The organism is Nocardia sp. NPDC047648, assembly GCF_040642815.1.
Classification (GTDB): domain Bacteria; phylum Actinomycetota; class Actinomycetes; order Mycobacteriales; family Mycobacteriaceae; genus Nocardia; species Nocardia gamkensis.
The window spans coordinates 21976-38381 of the sequence record NZ_JBEYSX010000007.1; the positions used below are offsets into that span (position 1 = coordinate 21976).

The 16406-nt window shown below is 69.1% G+C and carries 19 protein-coding genes; 13 read left to right on the forward strand and 6 right to left on the reverse strand.

Annotated features, from left to right (window positions below; translation table 11 throughout):
- Window positions 1–92 precede the first annotated feature (92 nt).
- On the forward strand, window positions 93–530 hold the full coding sequence (locus ABZ803_RS16465; protein ID WP_357038212.1) for an NUDIX domain-containing protein: 438 nt from the start codon (window positions 93–95) through the stop codon (window positions 528–530).
- Window positions 531–539: 9 nt separating this feature from the next.
- On the opposite strand, the gene ABZ803_RS16470 is transcribed toward ABZ803_RS16465, so the two are convergent.
- Complete coding sequence (locus tag ABZ803_RS16470; RefSeq protein WP_357038215.1) at window positions 540–1118, reverse strand: TetR family transcriptional regulator; 579 nt, start codon at window positions 1116–1118, stop codon at window positions 540–542.
- Window positions 1119–1180: 62 nt separating this feature from the next.
- Here ABZ803_RS16470 and zapE point away from each other — a divergent pair, with 62 nt between their 5' ends.
- The 6 genes from zapE to ABZ803_RS16500 all read left to right on the forward strand — a co-directional run bounded on the left by zapE (window position 1181) and on the right by ABZ803_RS16500 (window position 6612).
- A complete protein-coding gene (gene zapE / locus ABZ803_RS16475; protein WP_357038218.1) occupies window positions 1181–2197 on the forward strand; it encodes a cell division protein ZapE in 1017 nt (338 codons plus the stop codon).
- Between the two features lie 178 nt (window positions 2198–2375).
- The gene (locus ABZ803_RS16480; protein ID WP_357038221.1) at window positions 2376–3296 is read left to right on the forward strand and encodes a DUF4129 domain-containing protein; all 921 of its coding nucleotides are present in this window, start codon (window positions 2376–2378) and stop codon (window positions 3294–3296) included.
- A gap of 34 nt (window positions 3297–3330) precedes the next feature.
- On the forward strand, window positions 3331–3816 hold the full coding sequence (locus tag ABZ803_RS16485) for a hypothetical protein (protein WP_357038973.1): 486 nt from the start codon (window positions 3331–3333) through the stop codon (window positions 3814–3816).
- A gap of 29 nt (window positions 3817–3845) precedes the next feature.
- On the forward strand, window positions 3846–4808 hold the full coding sequence (locus ABZ803_RS16490; RefSeq protein ID WP_357038223.1) for a MoxR family ATPase: 963 nt from the start codon (window positions 3846–3848) through the stop codon (window positions 4806–4808).
- A complete protein-coding gene (locus tag ABZ803_RS16495) occupies window positions 4805–6079 on the forward strand; it encodes a DUF58 domain-containing protein (protein ID WP_357038226.1) in 1275 nt (424 codons plus the stop codon). Before ABZ803_RS16490 ends, ABZ803_RS16495 begins: the two co-directional genes overlap by 4 nt.
- Complete coding sequence (locus tag ABZ803_RS16500; protein ID WP_357038229.1) at window positions 6076–6612, forward strand: hypothetical protein; 537 nt, start codon at window positions 6076–6078, stop codon at window positions 6610–6612. The genes ABZ803_RS16495 and ABZ803_RS16500 overlap by 4 nt, the downstream gene beginning before the upstream one ends.
- Here the strand turns inward: ABZ803_RS16500 and ABZ803_RS16505 are convergent.
- A complete protein-coding gene (locus ABZ803_RS16505) occupies window positions 6578–6877 on the reverse strand; it encodes a hypothetical protein (RefSeq protein ID WP_357038232.1) in 300 nt (99 codons plus the stop codon). The genes ABZ803_RS16500 and ABZ803_RS16505 overlap by 35 nt on opposite strands.
- On the opposite strand from ABZ803_RS16505, the gene ABZ803_RS16510 reads away from it, so the two are divergent.
- Both ABZ803_RS16510 and ABZ803_RS16515 read left to right on the forward strand, forming a co-directional pair.
- Window positions 6876–7748 (forward strand): SDR family NAD(P)-dependent oxidoreductase, encoded by an 873-nt coding sequence (locus ABZ803_RS16510; protein ID WP_357038235.1) that lies wholly within the window; start codon window positions 6876–6878, stop codon window positions 7746–7748. The genes ABZ803_RS16505 and ABZ803_RS16510 overlap by 2 nt on opposite strands.
- A 19-nt stretch (window positions 7749–7767) precedes the next feature.
- Window positions 7768–8241, forward strand: coding sequence for a MerR family transcriptional regulator (locus tag ABZ803_RS16515; RefSeq protein WP_357038238.1), 474 nt, complete (start codon window positions 7768–7770; stop codon window positions 8239–8241).
- Between the two features lie 70 nt (window positions 8242–8311).
- Here ABZ803_RS16515 and ABZ803_RS16520 read toward each other — a convergent pair whose 3' ends face one another.
- The 4 genes from ABZ803_RS16520 to kstD form a co-directional block, all read right to left on the reverse strand.
- On the reverse strand, window positions 8312–8785 hold the full coding sequence (locus tag ABZ803_RS16520; protein ID WP_357038241.1) for an NUDIX domain-containing protein: 474 nt from the start codon (window positions 8783–8785) through the stop codon (window positions 8312–8314).
- A complete protein-coding gene (locus ABZ803_RS16525) occupies window positions 8769–8966 on the reverse strand; it encodes a hypothetical protein (protein ID WP_357038244.1) in 198 nt (65 codons plus the stop codon). The genes ABZ803_RS16520 and ABZ803_RS16525 overlap by 17 nt, the downstream gene beginning before the upstream one ends.
- A 90-nt stretch (window positions 8967–9056) precedes the next feature.
- The gene (locus tag ABZ803_RS16530) at window positions 9057–9923 is read right to left on the reverse strand and encodes a MaoC/PaaZ C-terminal domain-containing protein (protein ID WP_357038247.1); all 867 of its coding nucleotides are present in this window, start codon (window positions 9921–9923) and stop codon (window positions 9057–9059) included.
- A gap of 232 nt (window positions 9924–10155) precedes the next feature.
- Complete coding sequence (gene kstD / locus ABZ803_RS16535; protein ID WP_357038250.1) at window positions 10156–11868, reverse strand: 3-oxosteroid 1-dehydrogenase; 1713 nt, start codon at window positions 11866–11868, stop codon at window positions 10156–10158.
- Window positions 11869–11973: 105 nt separating this feature from the next.
- Between kstD and ABZ803_RS16540 the strand changes: the two genes are divergently transcribed.
- From ABZ803_RS16540 to dmpG, 4 genes are read left to right on the forward strand one after another with little or no spacing between them, the layout of a single operon-like run.
- Window positions 11974–13596 carry an FAD-binding protein gene (locus ABZ803_RS16540; RefSeq protein WP_357038253.1) on the forward strand — a complete coding sequence of 541 codons (1623 nt, stop codon included), beginning with the start codon at window positions 11974–11976 and terminating at the stop codon, window positions 13594–13596.
- A 1-nt stretch (window position 13597) separates the two neighbouring features.
- Entirely contained in the window at window positions 13598–14383 is a 786-nt protein-coding gene (locus tag ABZ803_RS16545) for a 2-keto-4-pentenoate hydratase (protein WP_357038256.1), read from the forward strand.
- Between the two features lie 10 nt (window positions 14384–14393).
- The gene (locus ABZ803_RS16550) at window positions 14394–15302 is read left to right on the forward strand and encodes an acetaldehyde dehydrogenase (acetylating) (RefSeq protein ID WP_357038259.1); all 909 of its coding nucleotides are present in this window, start codon (window positions 14394–14396) and stop codon (window positions 15300–15302) included.
- Between the two features lie 12 nt (window positions 15303–15314).
- Window positions 15315–16352, forward strand: a complete 1038-nt coding sequence (gene dmpG, locus ABZ803_RS16555) for a 4-hydroxy-2-oxovalerate aldolase (protein ID WP_062968815.1) — start codon at window positions 15315–15317, stop codon at window positions 16350–16352.
- The last annotated feature ends 54 nt before the right edge of the window (window positions 16353–16406 follow it).

The window sequence follows — 16406 nt, forward strand, 5'->3', positions numbered from 1 at the left end:
TCTCGCTCCGCACCCGCTACGGCGGGTGCGAAGTGCTGACCGGGTGTCGGTCCCGCCTCGGGTGAATCGCGGCGGCGCGTAGGTTGGGGCCGGTGGTGGTCCGGCATGTAGTGGACGTGCATGTGCTGTTGCTGCGCGGCGCGGAGTTGTTGCTGAGCAGGCGGCGCAGCGCGGACGAGTTCGACGGGTTGTGGCACCTGCCCGCCGGGAAGTTGGAGGCGGGGGAGTCAGCGCTCGCCGCGGTGGTCCGCGAGGCGGGCGAGGAGGTCGGCGTGCTGATCGATCCGGCGGATCTGCGGCACGTCCATTCCGCGCACGTCGTCGATACCGGGCGAGAAGCCCGGATCGGGTTGTTCTTCGAGACTCGCCGCTGGGCGGGTGAGCCGATCAACCGCGAGCCCGACAAGTCCTACGAGCTACGGTGGTTTCCGCTCGCGCGGCTGCCGGAGAATCTCATCCCGTATCCGGCCGCCGGTATCCGCGGCTACCTCACCGGCGAGACCTACAGTCAGCGGGGCTGGCCGCGCTGACGGCGGCGGTCACGCGCTCAGGTGTGCGGCGAGGATGCGGGCGAGCTGCCGCACGCTTTCCGGTGTGTCCGGTCGCAGGGCGGTGCGGTTGCCCGCGAAGCGGTCGAAGACGGCTCCCTCGACGACGGCGACGAAGTCGTCCGCCCGGGTCTCCGGGTCGGCCGCACCTATCGCGCGGAAGAGGTCTCGGGCCCGGTCGGTGGAGAACAGACTGCGTACGAGCCGGGGATGCAGGTCCCGATCGTCCAGCAAATCGATGAGCAGAGCGTGCCGGGTGATCAGGTGCGCGCGCCGTTCGGCCAGTAGCCGGTCCAGCCAGGAGGCGATGGCCACGGCGATCGATTCCGGCGCCATGGCACCGGTCGGCGCGAGTGCGGCGGCGGCGAAATCGTCGCGGGATCGGGTGGTGATCCGGTCCACGATGGCTTCGATGAGCGCGCGTTTGCTGCGGAAGTAGTAGGAAGCCGATCCGGCGGGCAGGCCCAATTCCGCGTCCAGCGCGCGGTGCGTGAGCGCGCGCAGGCCCCTCGCCGCGATCAGTTCGATAGCCGTGTCGACAAGGAGCACGCGCCGGTCGCCTGTGGACATGATCACCCTTCCTGCCGCGAAGCGGACTCGTCCTCTACAAATGTAGAGGACGAGGAGGTGTCATGGAACCCGAGATCATCCAGTGGGATTCCGATCAGGCGCGGGCGGCGGCGCGGTTGCGCGAACTGGTGGATCGGCGCGGCCGGCCGGCCCGGCGCCGCCGCGGCGTCTATCTGCACGGCAGACCCGGTCGCGGCAAGACCATGCTGATGAATCGGTTCTTCGCCGAGGTCGCCTCGGAACGTAAGCGGCGCTACCACTTTCACCAGTTCTTCGCCGGTCTGCACGCCGCGGCGCATGCGTCCGGCTCGATCGACGCCGCGGTGGACGCGCTGCTCGGCGATGCGTTGCTGGTCTGCTTCGACGAATTCCACGTGCACGACATCGGTGACGCGATGCTGATCGCGCGACTGCTCGACGCGCTGTTCGCCCGCCGGATCGCACTGGTGGTGACCTCGAACTATCCGCCGGGCGAGCTGTTGCCGAATCCGCTGTTCCACAACCGGTTCGTGCCGACGATCGAGCGGATTCTCGCGAACATGGACGTCGTGGCCGTAGACGGCGCGACCGACTATCGCTCCTTGGGCTCCCGTTGTTCCCGTACCGGATTCGCCGCCGGTCGATATCTCGTGGATCCCGCGGCTCGCAAGACGCTGTCGACGGCGGCCACCGGTGTCTGGAAACGTGCTGCGGCACAACGCCTCGATGAATCACCGGTCGAGATTTCCATCGGCACGCGGAGATTGCGCGCCATTGCCGTAGACGGCGGCGCTCTCGTCATCGACTTCGCCGAATTGTGCGGTGTCCCAACATCCGCGGCGGATTATGTGGCGCTGGCCCAACGATTTCCGCACTGGGAAATACGAGATGTACCCCCGCTGCGCGAAGTTCCGCCCGCCTGGTCGATGCGTTTCGTGAACCTCGTCGACGTTCTCTACGACACCGATCGCGAACTCGTCGTCGTCGCGTCTTCGGTGCTCGATGAGCTGGTGCGGGACGTCCGGGAAGTGCCGGATATCTCACGTTTGGCGAGTCGGCTTTGTGAATTGTCCCAGTCCTCGACCGAAATGGCCCGGTAGTCGCCGCCGCTCCGGAGTGCCCGCCGGAGCCCCACACAGGTGCGGTTTAAGAGGAGGGACTCCGAAGTATTCCATTCCATCCCGAGCGGACCGCCCGGCATGTAACTATGTGGCTGTTTTGTGCAGTACTCAGATTTGGTGGTAGCCAGTGGCCCGGGCGCGAGCGCCGATATCGCGCGTGATCGTCCTGATCACGCTGCTGGCTTTTGCCGCCATCGCTCTGCACGGATACATCCCAGGAATTGCCGAATCCGGGCCGCGCAGGCACATACCGTCGGCGTTGTCGGTCGCGCTGATGCCGGTGCTGCTCAGCGTGTCGATCGTGATCCTGTTGGCGGGGGTGATCGCCAGTCAGCACCGGTTGCCGCTGGCCATGCCCGAGCCGGAACGGGAGGAGGAGCGCAGGCAGTGGCGTCTCGGGCGGACCGGCCTGGTGGTGCTCGGCGCGCTCGCGCTGCTCGGGGTGCTGTTCGCGGCGGCGTCGGCGATCTACTTCATCGGCGCGAGCAGGCCGAGCGAGCCCGCGCGCCCGGCGGCGCCCGCCACCACCACGGGCGCCGCCCCGGAGCCGGGGACACCGGCGCCGCCCACCGAATACGACCCGAGGTCGGCGGAGCTGACCGGGACGGCGCTGGTGCTGGCCGGAATCGCGGCGGCGGGCCTGGTGACGGTGGCGATGAGCGGTTTGGTCGTGGTCGCGGTGTCGTCGCGGCGCAAGCCCGCGCCCGCGGCCGCGCCCGCGGCTCCGGCGGCTCCCACCGTGGCGGACTCGCTGGCCCGCGCGGCCGAGATGGGCTTGGCCGCGATGAACGCCCCGGGCCAGGATCCGCGCACCGCGATCATCGCCTGCTACGTCGCGATGGAGCGCGGCTTGGCCTCCGACCGCTCCGCCGCTCCGCTCGCCTCGGACACCCCGATGGAGGTGCTGGCCCGCGCGTTCGAACGCGGCGCGCTGCACGACGCGTCCGCCCGCGAGCTGGTCGCGCTGTTCGAGGAGGCCAGGTTCAGCCCGCACGCCATGCTCGAATGGCAGCGCATGCGGGCCGAGCAGTTACTGCGCATCGTGCTCGCCGACCTGCAAGGGGAGGTGCCCGCGTGACCGGGCGGGCGAGGAAGGACATCCCGTGAACCGGATGGGGGTGGTGATCACCGGCGTGATCGTCGTCGCGGTGATCGAGCTGGTGGCCGTCGAGCGCGCCCGCGGGCTGCTGCTGATCGTCGCCGGGATCCCGGTGGCGGTGGCGCTGGGCTGGTTGGTCTGGTCGCTGTTCGAGCGTTCCGAGGCCGGGGACGACGAGGTCGAGGACATGGAGAACGGTCCGGCGGAGATGCTGCAACGCTGGCACGCCAGGGCGCAGATGCTCGCCGACCGCGCGGACGGTACCCGTGCCGATTGGGACCGGCACCTGCGTCCGCTGCTGGCCAAGGAGTTCGAGCTCTCCAGCGGCCAGCGCGTGGCGAAGAACCGCCGAGCGGTCGAGGCCGCGGGCATCCACCAGTTCGGGCCCGAATTGTGGCGCTGGGTGGATCCGGCCAATTCGGCCCTTCGTGATCAGACCAGCAGGGCACCGGGACGTGCGGCGCTGGACGAGATCCTGAGCCGCCTGCAGAGAATGTGAAATGGGTTGAGGCAAGTGCGGGTACACAAATGACCATGCCGATGGACGTGACCATCCAGCGCAGCGAGGCCGTGCTCCGGGAGCTGTCCCGGGTCGTGGTCGGCAAGCAGGACGAGTTGCAGTTGATCATGATCGCCGTGCTGTCCGGTGGGCACGTGCTGATCGAGGACTTACCCGGCCTCGGTAAGACGCTCATCGCGAGATCGTTCGCGGCCGCGCTCGGGCTGCAGTTCAACCGCGTGCAGTTCACCCCCGACCTGCTGCCCGCCGACCTGCTGGGGTCGACGATCTACGACATGTCCACCGGCCGGTTCACCTTCCGCCGCGGGCCGGTGTTCACCAACCTGCTGCTGGCCGACGAGGTGAACCGCACCCCGCCCAAGACGCAGGCCGCGCTGCTGGAGGCGATGGCCGAGGGACAGGTCAGCATCGACGGCGAGACGTTCCTGCTGCCGCAACCGTTCGTCGTGCTGGCCACCGACAACCCGATCGAGTACGAGGGCACCTACCCGCTGCCGGAAGCCCAGCTCGACCGGTTCGCCATCCAGCTGCGGCTGGGGTATCTGTCCGAGCAGGACGAGACCACGATGATCCGCCGCAGGCTGGAGCGCGGCTCGCAGCAGCCGCAGGTCAACCAGGTCGTGGACGCGAACGGACTGCTGGAGATGCGGCAATCGGTCGAATACGTGACCGTGCACCCCGACGTGGTGAGCTATGTCGTCGCGCTGGCGTCGGCCACCAGGGGGCACCCGCAGGTCGAAGTCGGCGCGAGCCCGCGCGCGGAACTCGATCTGGTGCAGATGTCCCGGGCGCGGGCGTTGCTGCTCGGCCGCGACTACGTGATCCCCGAGGACGTGAAAGCGCTGGCGATACCGGCCATGGCGCACCGGATCACGCTGCGGCCGGAGATGTGGGTGCGCCGCATTCGCGGCGAGGACGTGATCACCGAGCTGCTGCGCCGTCTGCCGGTCCCGCGCGCCACCGTGACATGAGGCACCGCGACGCCAGCTCCGCGGTCGACGCCGAATTGCGGTGGCGGCCCGCACCGCTGGTCTTCATGCTCGCCGGGTGCGCGGCGGTCGCCCTGGTGCTCGCGGTGGTCTTGGGCAGATGGCAGCTGCTCGTGTTCGCCGCGCCGCTGCTGGGCGTGCTGGCCACCGCGCGGTTCCAGCAGTCCTCGACGAGGATCCAGGTGGACGGCGGCGGCACGCTGCGCTGTTTCGAGACCGAGGAGGTGCTGCTCACCGTCGCCGCCTTCGTCGAGAAGGGGCACGCGCTGCTGCGCCTGAAACCGCAGAGCTGCACCGGGCTGGCGATGCAGGTCGAGGAGGCCAGCGATTCCGGAATCGCCCCCGCCGGGTTGCGGCTCGCGCTCTCGGCGAGCAGATGGGGGCGTTACCCGGTGTCGGTGCGGGTCTCGGCGCTGAGCCCGGCCGGGCTCGCGGTCGCCACCGTAGTACTGCCCGCGGGTCAGCTGTTCGTGTATCCGATCACCGATCCGCAGCGAATGCGTCTGCCGCGCACCGAACTTCCCGAGCGGCTCGGCACCCACCTGACCCGCAGGCACGGCCCCGGTGTCGAGTACGCCGACATCCGCGCCTACGCGCCCGGCGACCAGTTGCGCATCGTGAACTGGCCGGTGAGCGCGCGGCGCGGGCGGCTGTATGTCACCGAGCGGCTGACCAACCGTTCCGCGGACGTCGTTGTGCTGGTGGACACCTCACAGCAGGCGCCGGGGCCGGCCACCGACTCGCTGGAGCTGTCGGTGCGCGGCGCGGCGCAGGTGGTGCAGTCGACCTTGCAGGCCGGCGACCGGACCGCGGTGGTCTGCCTCGGACAGGCGCCGCGCTGGCTGCGCCCGGACATCGGACGCCGTCAGTTCTACCGCATCGTCGACACCGTGCTCGACGTCGGCGACGAGCACATTCCGACCACCGGCACCCTCGCGCCGCACGCGGCCGTACCGCTCGGTGCCATCGTGGTGGCCTTCTCCACGCTGCTGGACACCCAGTTCGCGCTCGCGCTGATCGACCTGCGCAAGCGCGGCCACGTGGTGGTCGTGGTGGACGTGCTACGCGGCACGCCGTTCCGGGACGACCTCGACCCGATCCTGGCCAAGATGTGGCAGCTCGAGCGCGCGGCCATGTACCGGGACATGGGCACCGTCGGCGTCGACATCGTGGCGTGGCCGCAAGACTCGCGCCTGGACCAGATCATGCGGGCGCTTCCCGAGCACCGCAGGACCGTGCGGGTGCGCCGATGACCAAATTCCTCGCCGTTCTCTCCGGCGTGCTGCTGGCGACGTCGGTGGCGCTGCTGGAGCCGTGGATCGGCGTTCCCGCCCTCGTCGTCGTCGGGCTCGGCTGGTGGCTGCGGTCGCTGGCGGTCTGCGCGGTGCTGCTCGCGCTCGGCGTGCTGGTCATCGCCGACGCGGGTGTGCTCGCCTCCGCCGCAACGGGATTGGTGGCCACGACCTACCTGCTCAACGCCGCCACGGTGACCGCGCCGCACGGCGTGGTACCCACCACGATCCCGTCGGTGGCCGGCGCGGTCGGCTTCACGGCGGCCGCTGTCCTCGCCGCCCTCGTACCCCTGCGCCTGGCCTGGGCGCCGCTGGCCGCCCCGGTGCTCGTGCTGGTGCTGTACGCCCTGGTGATCCAGGGCGTCGCCGCCCGACGCGGGCGTGGCGATCGGGAACTAGGGCAAACAACGAAGTTGCCTGGACCAGCGGGTCCGGCGGATGTCAGTAAGCGGCGGGATGCTACTGGGGGTGGTCGGGGCCGAGCAGGCTGGTGACGCCGCGCATGGCCGCTGCTGGCTGACGTGCACTCCGCCGCGACGACCACGGCGTCACTCGCATCCTGCGTTCCTCGAGCTCGCCGACGGCGGCCACCTGCACCGGCACCTCGCTGAGCGCATCTGCGCGCTCCCCGGCGTGCACCGTGCCGAGATCGAGATCGAGATCGTCGCAGTGGATCAAGCGGGCCGACCGCTCGTCGCCTCGCCGAGCCTGAGCGCGACTTGCCTTCGAGCGCGCTCGAAGCTTTAGCGTCGGGGTCATGACCACGACGAGCGAGACAAAGACATGGATCATCACGGGTGCGAGTTCGGGCCTCGGCCTGGCGCTCGCCGAGGCGGCACTCGCGGCCGGCGAGCATGTGATCGGGACCGCGCGGCGGGCCGGCCGGTTCGACGGGCTCCAGGCGCGGTACGGGGATCGGTTCCTCGCCATCGAGCACGATGTGCGCGACACGGCGGGAGCGGCTGCGGTGGTGCAGCGGGCGCTGGAGGTGTTCGGGCGCGTCGACGTGCTCGTCAACAATGCCGGTGCCGGACAGGTCGGTGCCGCCGAAGAGATCACGGATGCCGAGCTGCGGGCCATGCTCGAGCAGCACCTGTTCGGCCCGGCCGCCTATGTGCGTGCCGTGCTGCCCCACCTGCGGGAGCGTCGCTCGGGTGCGATCGTGCAGATGAGCAGCCAGGGCGGGCGGATGTCGTTCCCCGCCGTCGGCAGCTACTCAGCTGGCAAGTTCGCGCTCGAGGGCTGGTCGGAGGCGCTCGCGGGCGAGGTCGCACCGTTCGGCATCCGCGTCCTCATCGTCGAGCCCAGTCGCTTCCGCACCGCGTTCAATGCCGCCGACGTGCTCAACACAGCGCAGCAGAGCTCTATCTACGATCAGGTGATCGATGCCGTGCGCGCGAACATGGCCGAGGCCGACGGCATCCAGGAGGGCGATCCGGCACGCGCCGCCCGGGTGATCCGCGACATGCTCGACACCCCCGGCGCGCCGCTCCGGCTTCCGCTCGGTGCCGAGGCGGTTCGCAATCTCACCCGCGTCTACCGTGGTGCGCTCGAGGACGTCGAAAAATGGGCGTCTGTGAGCGAGTCGGCGGACTTCCCGGGCATGCCGCCCGCGGTGCGCGCGTTCTGATCGCCGTACGCTGTGGGCCATGGCCACCGAAGCGCTGATCGAAAGCATCCTCGCTGCCGGCGACGGGCCATCCTCGTCGGCGATCGATGCGCTGCATGAGCTGTTCGACGACGCCACGATCGAGGCCGCGGCGGTGCCCAAGGGTATCGCCGCAGCCGCCAGGCTGGTCGGACTGTCGACACACACCCTCCGGTACTACGAGCAGGAGGGACTCGTGCGGCCCGCTCGCAACGCCTCCGGGTACCGCGAGTACTCCGCGTTCGACCTGCGCCGCCTCATCTTCCTCACTCGGATGCGCCTGTCCGGCATGACCATGACCGACCTCAGGCGCTACATCCTGCTCGTCGAGCAGGGCCCGAGCACCATCCCGGCACGCCGCCGCATCATGCTCGACCAGCGAGACCGAATCACGCGGCAGATCCGTGAGCTCGGCCTGGCGCTGGAGACCACCGAATACAAAATCCGCGTCTACGACGGACACCCGGAAGGCTGACGCCCGCGGCCGCTTCGCGACGACATCGAACGCGCGGCCGTAGAAAGTGATCTCTCGGCTGAACTCGCGGTCAACCCAGATACGGAGTCGTGCGCTGTTCGGCGTGGTGCTGCAACCGGAGCCGAACAGTCTCGTGTACGGGCAGCGTCTCGAGTTCTTCGAGTCGTAGGAATTCGACAGAGGTCGATTCATCAGACACGGAGATCCTCCCACCGGTCACTCTGCCGTAGTAGACCACTGCGAACTCTTGCCGGACCTCACCGTCCGCGTGTTCGATCACGTGCTCAGGGTCGGTGTAGATACCGAGCAAGCCGGTGATCTCGATGTCCAGTCCGGTCTCTTCGCGGGTCTCCCGAACCGCGCAACCCTCCAGAGTCTCGCCCACCTCCATGATTCCACCGGGTAGAGACCAATTACCCGAGTCGCCACGGCGTTGCATCAGCACCCGCCCGTCCTCGTCGGTCACCAGCGCGGAAGCTCCCGGCTTCAGCGAGTTCGGCCGTGGCGCGTTCGGATCTCGGTAGTAGTCACGCCGTGAGCCCATTGGGAAATCCTTGCGTCGTCGAGTACGGGGTGACAGTGCCCCATATCTGTTCGAACTGGTCGGCGAACGACTCGAATATCCCGTGCTGCGACAACTGGCGCAGATGCAGCGCCGTGTGCTGGTAGCCACGGGCACGGAACAGGTACGGCGTCACGATCATCTCGGAGTCGAACCGGAACACAGAGTTATACAGATGGGTCGAGTGAAGTCCCACGGTGCAGCCGGGGGTATCCGCAAGCGGTCCCAGCATCGACAGCGCGCTGCGTATGGCTCAGGCGGGGCCGATCCGTAGGGAGACGTCGCCGAGGACAGGTGCGTCGTCGCGTTCTACTACGGTCGCGGCGATGGTGAGTACGTCGTCCTGCCGCCAGATCCGGGTGCGGATCGTCTCGCCTGGGTAGAGCACGCCTGCGAACCGGGCGCGGAATCCGATGACGCGGCCGGCGTCGGAGTCGAGCACGGTGTCGGTCGCGGTCTTGCAGACGATGCCGTAGCTGCACAATCCGTGCAGGATGGGCGCGGGAAACCCGGCCGCGCGGGCGAATTCCGGGTCGGAGTGCAGCGGGTTGCGGTCGCCGGACATCCGGTAGAGCAGCGCCTGCTGCGGCAGCGTCGGCGTGGTGACGTCGAAATCCGGTGCCCGGTCGGGCAATTCCGACTTGGTGCCGGGGCCGCGCTCGCCGCCGAAGCCACCCTCGCCCTTGGCGAAGATCGAGGAGCGCTCGGTCCACAGCGGCGCTCCGTCCGAACCGGTCACCGTGTGCTCCTGGACGATGACCGCCGCCGAGCCCTTGTCCCAGATCTCGGCGATCCGGCTGACCTTGGTCGCCTTGCCCGCCGCCGGGATCGGCCGGTGCACCTCGACCTCCTGATGACCGTGCACCACCTTCGCCAGGTCGATCTCGATGCCGGGGAAGCTCACCCGCGGCGGCTCGGTCTCGCGCACCGTCGCCGCCACGGTGGCGAAGGTCGGCAGAACCTGCGGGTCCCGATCGTCGAGATAGCGCAGCTCGGCGGAGTCGGTCCAGCGCGTGCCCGCTCCGAGGCCCAGCTGGTAGAGCTGCACGTCCGAGGGGGTCCAGGCGAACTCCCGGCTCGGCAGCTGCGCGCCGAGCGCGATCTTCGGGTCGATGGGCATCAGTTCTCCTTGTGCATGAGTGTGGATGGATCCGGACCGCCCGCGCCGCGAGCGAGGCCGGGGCCGGAACCCGCCGGCGCCTGGGTCCGATCCTGCGCTTCCGGGACACCGGCCCGCCAGTGCGTCGTCCGTTCCGCGGGATCGTTCAGCGGCTACGCATCGGCCTGTGGATGGATCGCGGGCCGAGCGCACTCCGGCGGGCACTGCCTGTGAGCCGTGGTTCGTACCGCGGTCACGCCTCCGCGGTGGCGGTGGCGGCGGGCTGGTCCTTCTTGCGCTCGACGATATCCAGCACGGCGAGGTAGCCGAAGGCGATCGCGGGGCCGATGGTGGCGCCGGGCCCGGCGTAGGTGTGGCCCATCACCGGCGTGGAGCAGTTGCCTGAGGCGTACAACCCCTCGATGGCGCTGCCGTCCTCGCGCAGCACCCGCCCAGCGATGTCGGCCACCAGCCCGCCCTTGGTGCCCAGATCGCCCGGCACGATCTTGGCGGCGTAGTACGGGCCATCCACCAGCGCGGCCAGGCACGGGTTGGGTCGTACGGTCGGATCGCCGTAGTACCGGTCGTAGTGGCTGTCGCCGCGGCCGAAATCCTCGTCCTTCCCGGTCTCGGCGAAGCCGTTGAACCGGGTGACGGTCGCGGCCAACTGGTCGGCGGGCACGCCGATCTTGCCTGCCAGTTCCTCGATGGTGTCGGCCTTGACGATGAAGTCGTTTTCCATCCACCGGGATGGAAAACGCTGACCGGGCTGTAGCCCGGCGAAGATGTAGCGGTTCCGGTAGCGCTGGTCGAACACCAGCCACGCGGGGATGTTCTCGCCCGGTCCCTCACCCTGCCCGTACTCGCCGCCGTACATGGTGTGCACCGCCTCGACGTAAGGAGCGGACTCATTTCCGAATCGCTTGCCGTCGGCGTTCACCATGATGCTGCCGGGCAGATTCCGTTCGGCCAGCGCGAACCACGGTTTGCCGCCCTTGAAGATGGTCGGCCCCCACCAAGCGTCCTCCATGAAACCGATGGCCGCGCCCGCCGCCATGCCCGCTTGGATGCCGTCGCCGGTATTGGCGGCCGCGCCGGTGGTCCACTCGGTGGTGATGGGCTGGCGCTGGTATTTGGTGCGCATCTCCGCGTTGTGCTCGAAACCGCCGCTGCCGAGGACGACCCCGTAGCGCGCGGTGAAGGTGACCGGCTCGCCCTCGTGCAGCGCGTGGACGCCGGTGACGACGCCATCGGTCACGACGAGGTCGGTCATCGGGGTGTTCAGCAGAAGCGGCACGTTCGCGTCCATGAGCCCCTTGCGCATGCCCGCGATGATGGCCTGCCCCATGCCGACGATGTGCTTGCGGGTGAACTTGGCCCAGTAGGTGCGCGCGCCGACGCGCATCGCCCGGAGCATGCCCTTCGGATGACGCCGGATCAGATTGAGCCGGACGAAGTCGGCCTGCATGACCACTACGTTCAGCGGAGCCTTCGCGTACGGCGGCTCCAGGTTGAAGCGCTCGTCGCCCAGGATCTTCGTGTCGAACGGCCTCGGCTCGCACGAGCGACCCTCGGGCCGCCCGCCCGGCGCCTCCGGATGGTAGTCGGAGTAGCCGGGCACCCATGTCATCTTCAGCGGCGAGTGATCGAGCACGAAGTCCAGCGCTTCGGCGCCGCGATCGATGTAGGTGTCGATCCGTTCGGAGGGCACGACGTCGCCGATGATGCTGTGCAGGTAGGTGCGTGCTTCCTCGCGGTCGTCGGGCCGACCGGACGCGCGCAGCGCCTTGTTGCCCGGGATCCACACGCCGCCGCCGGAGCGCGCGGTCGACCCGCCGTAGTGCGCGGCCTTTTCGATGACAACCACGCTCAGGCCGTTGTGGGCCGCGGTGAGGGCGGCGGTCATGCCGGCGGCGCCGCTGCCGACCACCACCACGTCGTATTCCCGATCAGTCATGTAGAACACGTTATAGAATGGACGCGCCATTGGTCTATGTTGTGTGGCAGAAGACTTGCTCGACGTTCCGTTTGTCGAGGAAACTTGTTTCAGTTTCAGACCGGAGTTAAGGACATGGGCCTCGAATGGGACCTGGCCACCGACGTTGTGGTGGTCGGATACGGCGCCGCGGGTGCGGCGGCCGCGCTGGAAGCGACCGCGGCGGGCGCGCAGGTGCTCGTGCTCGAGCGGTTCGCCGGAGGTGGGACGTCGGCGCTGTCCGGCGGCATCATCTACGCGGGCGGCGGCACCTCGGTGCAGCGGGAGGCGGGGGTCGAAGACACCCCGGAGGCGATGTACGCCTACCTGGAGCGCGAGGTCGGCGACGCGGTGGCCCCGGAGACGCTGCGCAAGTTCGTCGACGAGAGTCCGCAACTGATCGAGTGGCTGAAGTCGCACGGCGTCCCGTTCGAAGCCTCGCTGTGCCCGTACAAGACCTCCTACCCCAACGACCGCTACTACCTCTACTACTCCGGCAGCGAGATCTCCGGCGCGTTCCGGGACATCCCGGCCGCCCAGCGCGGCCATCGGGTGAAGGGCAGGGGCACCTCGGGCAAGAAGCTCACCGGACCGCTCGCCGCCGCGGCGTCCCGCGCGGGCGTCCGGGTGGAAACCCTCACCCGGGTGACCCGATTGATCACCGATGCGGCGGGCGCGGTGATCGGCGTCGAGTGCAACACGCTGCGTGACGCGACCGGCCGGGTCCGCGACCGCTACACCCGCATGGCGAAGGTCGCTGCCAAGCCGGGCATCTATTACCCGCCGCTGCGGCGGGCGCTGGAACAGCGGCTGGACCGGCTGGAACGCCGATACGGCAGCACGATTCGCGTTCTCGCGCGGCGCGGGGTGGTGCTCAGCGCGGGCGGATTCATCGCCAATCGCGACATGGTTCGGCAGTACGCGCCCGCCTTCCACGGTGGTCTCGCCCTGGGCACCAGCGCCGACGACGGCAGCGGCATCCTGATGGCCCAGCAGGCCGGCGCGGCGGTGGACCACATGGACAATGTCTCCGCCTGGCGTTTCCTGCTCCCGCCCAGTGCTTTCACCGGCGCGCTGCTGGTGGACGCCGCCGGTCGCCGGGTGATCGACGAGACGCGCTACGGCGCCGCGGTGGGCAACGCGCTGATCACCGAGCACGACGGCAAGGGCTGGCTGCTGGCCGACGACCCGCTGATGCGCACCGCGATCGGGCAGATCGGCAAACAGGGCGCCTGGTTCCAGCGCGGGCAGTTCGAAACGATGCGGCGCACCGCGATTCGCGGCGCCACCTTGGAAGAGGCCGCCGCGAAGGCGGGCATCGACCCCGCAGGGCTGCGCGCGACGGTCGAGGCGCACAACACCGCGATCGAGACCGGAGCCCCCGACCCGGTCGGCAAGCCCGCGGAGTTCACCAATCCGGTCCGCACCGGCCCGTTCTGGCTGTTGGATGTGGGCATCAAACCGAGCCTGACCAACCCGTGCCCCATGCTCACCCTCGGCGGCGTCGTCGTGGACGAGCGCACCGGCGCGGTCAAGACGGCCGAGGGCGACGACATCCCAGGGCTCTTCGCGGCCGGACGCACCGCGATCGGTATCTGCTCCAGGTCCTACGTCAGCGGGCTGTCGCTGTCGGACTGCGTCTTCTCCGGCCGCAGGGCAGGCCGGTCCGCCGCCGGCGAGCAGGTCTCGGCGCTCGAAAAAGCAACGGAAGGAAACTAGCGTGCTGTCCGACGCGGTACGAACGGAACTGGCCGACGAACTCGAGCGCGCCGAGCGCGAACGGGTGGCGATCGATCCGCTGATCGCCCGCCACCCCGACATCGATGTGGTCGACGCCTACGAGATCCAGCTGATCAACATCCGGCGCAGGCTCGACGCGGGCGCACGCGTGGTCGGGCACAAAGTGGGCCTGTCCTCGAAGGCCATGCAGCAGATGATGGGCGTGGACGAACCCGATTACGGGCATCTTCTCGCGGAAATGGAAGTCTACGAAGACGTTCCGGTCGAGGCGGGCCGCTACCTGTTTCCCCGGGTGGAGGTGGAGGTCGGGTTCGTGCTCGGCGCCGACCTGCCCGGCGCGGAATGCACCGAAGCCGACGTGCTCGCCGCCACGGTCGCCTTCGCACCCGCGATCGAACTGATCGACTCGCGGATCAAGGACTGGAACATCGGCTTGGCCGACACCATCTCCGACAACGCGTCCTCCGCCGGTTTCGTGCTCGGCGCCGAGCGCGTCGCGCCGGCGGACATCGACATCAAGGCCATCGACGCGGTGCTCACCCGCAACGGCGAGGTGGTCGCCGAGGGCCGCAGCGACGCCGTGCTCGGCGACCCGGTGATCGCGGTGGCCTGGCTGGCGCGCAAGGTCGCGAGCTTCGGCGTCCGGTTGAAGGCCGGTGACATCGTGCTGCCCGGCTCGTGCACCCGCGCGATCGACGCCCGTCCGGGCGAGGAGTTCCACGCCGAGTTCGCCGGACTCGGCTCTGTCCGTCTGCAATTCACCTAGGGAGGCTGTCGTGTCCAACGGGACCGTCACCGCCGCGATCGTCGGGTCCGGCAATATCAGCACCGATCTGCTCTACAAACTGCTGCGCTCGGAGAAGATCCAGCCGCGCTGGATGATCGGGATCGACCCGGACAGCGAGGGCCTGAAGCGGGCGCGCGGGCTCGGGCTGGAAACCTCGCACGAGGGCGTGGACTGGCTGCTCGGGCAATCCGAGCTGCCGGATCTGATCTTCGAGGCGACCTCGGCGTACGTGCATCGCGCCGCCGCCCCGCGCTACGCCGAAGCCGGAATCCGCGCCGTCGACCTCACTCCCGCCGCCGTCGGCCCCGCCGTCGTGCCGCCGGTGAACCTGGGCGCGAATCTCGACGCGCCGAACGTCAACATGATCACCTGCGGCGGCCAGGCGACGATTCCGATCGTCGCCGCGGTGTCACGTGTCGTCCCGGTGCCGTACGCGGAGATCGTCGCGTCGGTGTCATCGGTCTCCGCGGGCCCCGGCACGCGGGCGAACATCGATGAGTTCACCAAGACCACCAGCCGCGGCGTCGAGACCATCGGCGGAGCGCAGCGCGGCAAGGCCATCATCATCCTGAATCCGGCCGAGCCGCCGATGATCATGCGCGACACCATCTTCTGCGCCATCCCCGACGACGCCGACACCGACGCGGTCGCCGACTCGATCCACCGGATGGTCGCCGACATCCAGCAGTACGTCCCCGGTTACCGCCTGCTCAACGAGCCGCAGTTCGACGAGCCCTCGGTGGTCTCCGGCGGGATGGCCAAGGTGTCGGTGTTCGTCGAGGTGGAGGGCGCGGGCGACTTCCTGCCCCCGTACGCGGGCAACCTCGACATCATGACCGCCGCCGCCACGCAGGTCGGCGAGGTCATCGCCGAACAGATCGTCACGGCCCGGGTGTAAGGAGCTTTCGACATGGCCTACTCAGCAGAACTCGACATCCGCGTCACCGATACCTCGCTGCGCGACGGATCCCACCACAAGCGCCACCAGTTCACCGCCACCGAGGTCCGTGACATCGTGGCCGCGCTCGACGGCGCGGGCGTCCCGGTCATCGAGGTGACCCACGGCGACGGCCTCGGCGGCTCGTCGTTCAACTACGGCTTCTCCAAGACGCCGGAGCAGGAACTGGTCACCATCGCGGCCGAGACGGCGAAGCGGGCGAAGATCGCCGTGCTGATGCTGCCCGGCGTCGGGGTGAAGGAAGACATCAAGATCTCGCAGGACAACGGCGCGTCCATCTGCCGCATCGCCACCCACTGCACCGAAGCCGACGTGTCGATCCAGCACTTCGGCCTGGCACGCGAACTCGGGCTGGAGACCGTCGGGTTCCTGATGATGTCGCACACGCAGCCGCCGGAGGTGCTGGCCAAGCAGGCACGCATCATGGCCGACGCCGGATGCCAGTGCGTCTACATCGTCGATTCGGCCGGAGCGCTTGTGCTGGAACAGGTTTCCGACCGGGTCGCGGCCGTGGTCACCGAACTCGGCGACGACGCGCAGGTCGGCTTCCACGGCCACGAGAACCTCGACCTGGCCGTCGCCAACTCGGTCTACGCCATCCGCGCGGGCGCCACCCAGATCGACGGCAGCGCACGCCGTTTCGGCGCGGGCGCGGGCAACACGCCGGTCGAGGCGCTGGTCGGGGTGTGCGACAAGCTGGGCGTCAAGACCGGCATCGATTTCTTCGCGATCGCCGACGCCGCCGAAGACGTCGTCCGCCCCGCCATGCCGCAGGAATGCCTGCTCGACCGGCAGGCCCTGATGATGGGCTACGCGGGCGTCTACTCCAGCTTCCTCAAGCACGCCGAACGGCAAGCGGAGCGCTACGGCGTCTCGGCCGCCGAAATGCTCGTCCGCGCGGGCAAGCGCAAGCTCGTCGGCGGCCAGGAGGACCAGCTGATCGACATCGCCCTGGAATTGCAGCGAGAGAAGGCGACCGTCACCGCCTGACCGGACGGTCTCGGGCCGCGAACGGGAACTACCCGTTCACGGCCCGGTCCGCCC

Bases quoted from the DNA above. Each gene is read 5' to 3' on its own strand.
- ABZ803_RS16470 (WP_357038215.1), bottom strand. From the start codon at position 1,118: ATGTCCACAGGCGACCGGCGCGTGCTCCTTGTCGACACGGCTATCGAA.
- zapE (WP_357038218.1), top strand. From the start codon at position 1,181: ATGGAACCCGAGATCATCCAGTGGGATTCCGATCAGGCGCGGGCGGCG.
- ABZ803_RS16485 (WP_357038973.1), top strand. From the start codon at position 3,331: ATGGGGGTGGTGATCACCGGCGTGATCGTCGTCGCGGTGATCGAGCTG.
- ABZ803_RS16490 (WP_357038223.1), top strand. From the start codon at position 3,846: ATGACCATGCCGATGGACGTGACCATCCAGCGCAGCGAGGCCGTGCTC.
- ABZ803_RS16495 (WP_357038226.1), top strand. From the start codon at position 4,805: ATGAGGCACCGCGACGCCAGCTCCGCGGTCGACGCCGAATTGCGGTGG.
- ABZ803_RS16500 (WP_357038229.1), top strand. From the start codon at position 6,076: ATGACCAAATTCCTCGCCGTTCTCTCCGGCGTGCTGCTGGCGACGTCG.
- ABZ803_RS16510 (WP_357038235.1), top strand. From the start codon at position 6,876: ATGACCACGACGAGCGAGACAAAGACATGGATCATCACGGGTGCGAGT.
- ABZ803_RS16505 (WP_357038232.1), bottom strand. From the start codon at position 6,877: ATGACCCCGACGCTAAAGCTTCGAGCGCGCTCGAAGGCAAGTCGCGCT.
- ABZ803_RS16515 (WP_357038238.1), top strand. From the start codon at position 7,768: ATGGCCACCGAAGCGCTGATCGAAAGCATCCTCGCTGCCGGCGACGGG.
- ABZ803_RS16520 (WP_357038241.1), bottom strand. From the start codon at position 8,785: ATGGGCTCACGGCGTGACTACTACCGAGATCCGAACGCGCCACGGCCG.
- ABZ803_RS16530 (WP_357038247.1), bottom strand. From the start codon at position 9,923: ATGCCCATCGACCCGAAGATCGCGCTCGGCGCGCAGCTGCCGAGCCGG.
- ABZ803_RS16540 (WP_357038253.1), top strand. From the start codon at position 11,974: ATGGGCCTCGAATGGGACCTGGCCACCGACGTTGTGGTGGTCGGATAC.
- dmpG (WP_062968815.1), top strand. From the start codon at position 15,315: ATGGCCTACTCAGCAGAACTCGACATCCGCGTCACCGATACCTCGCTG.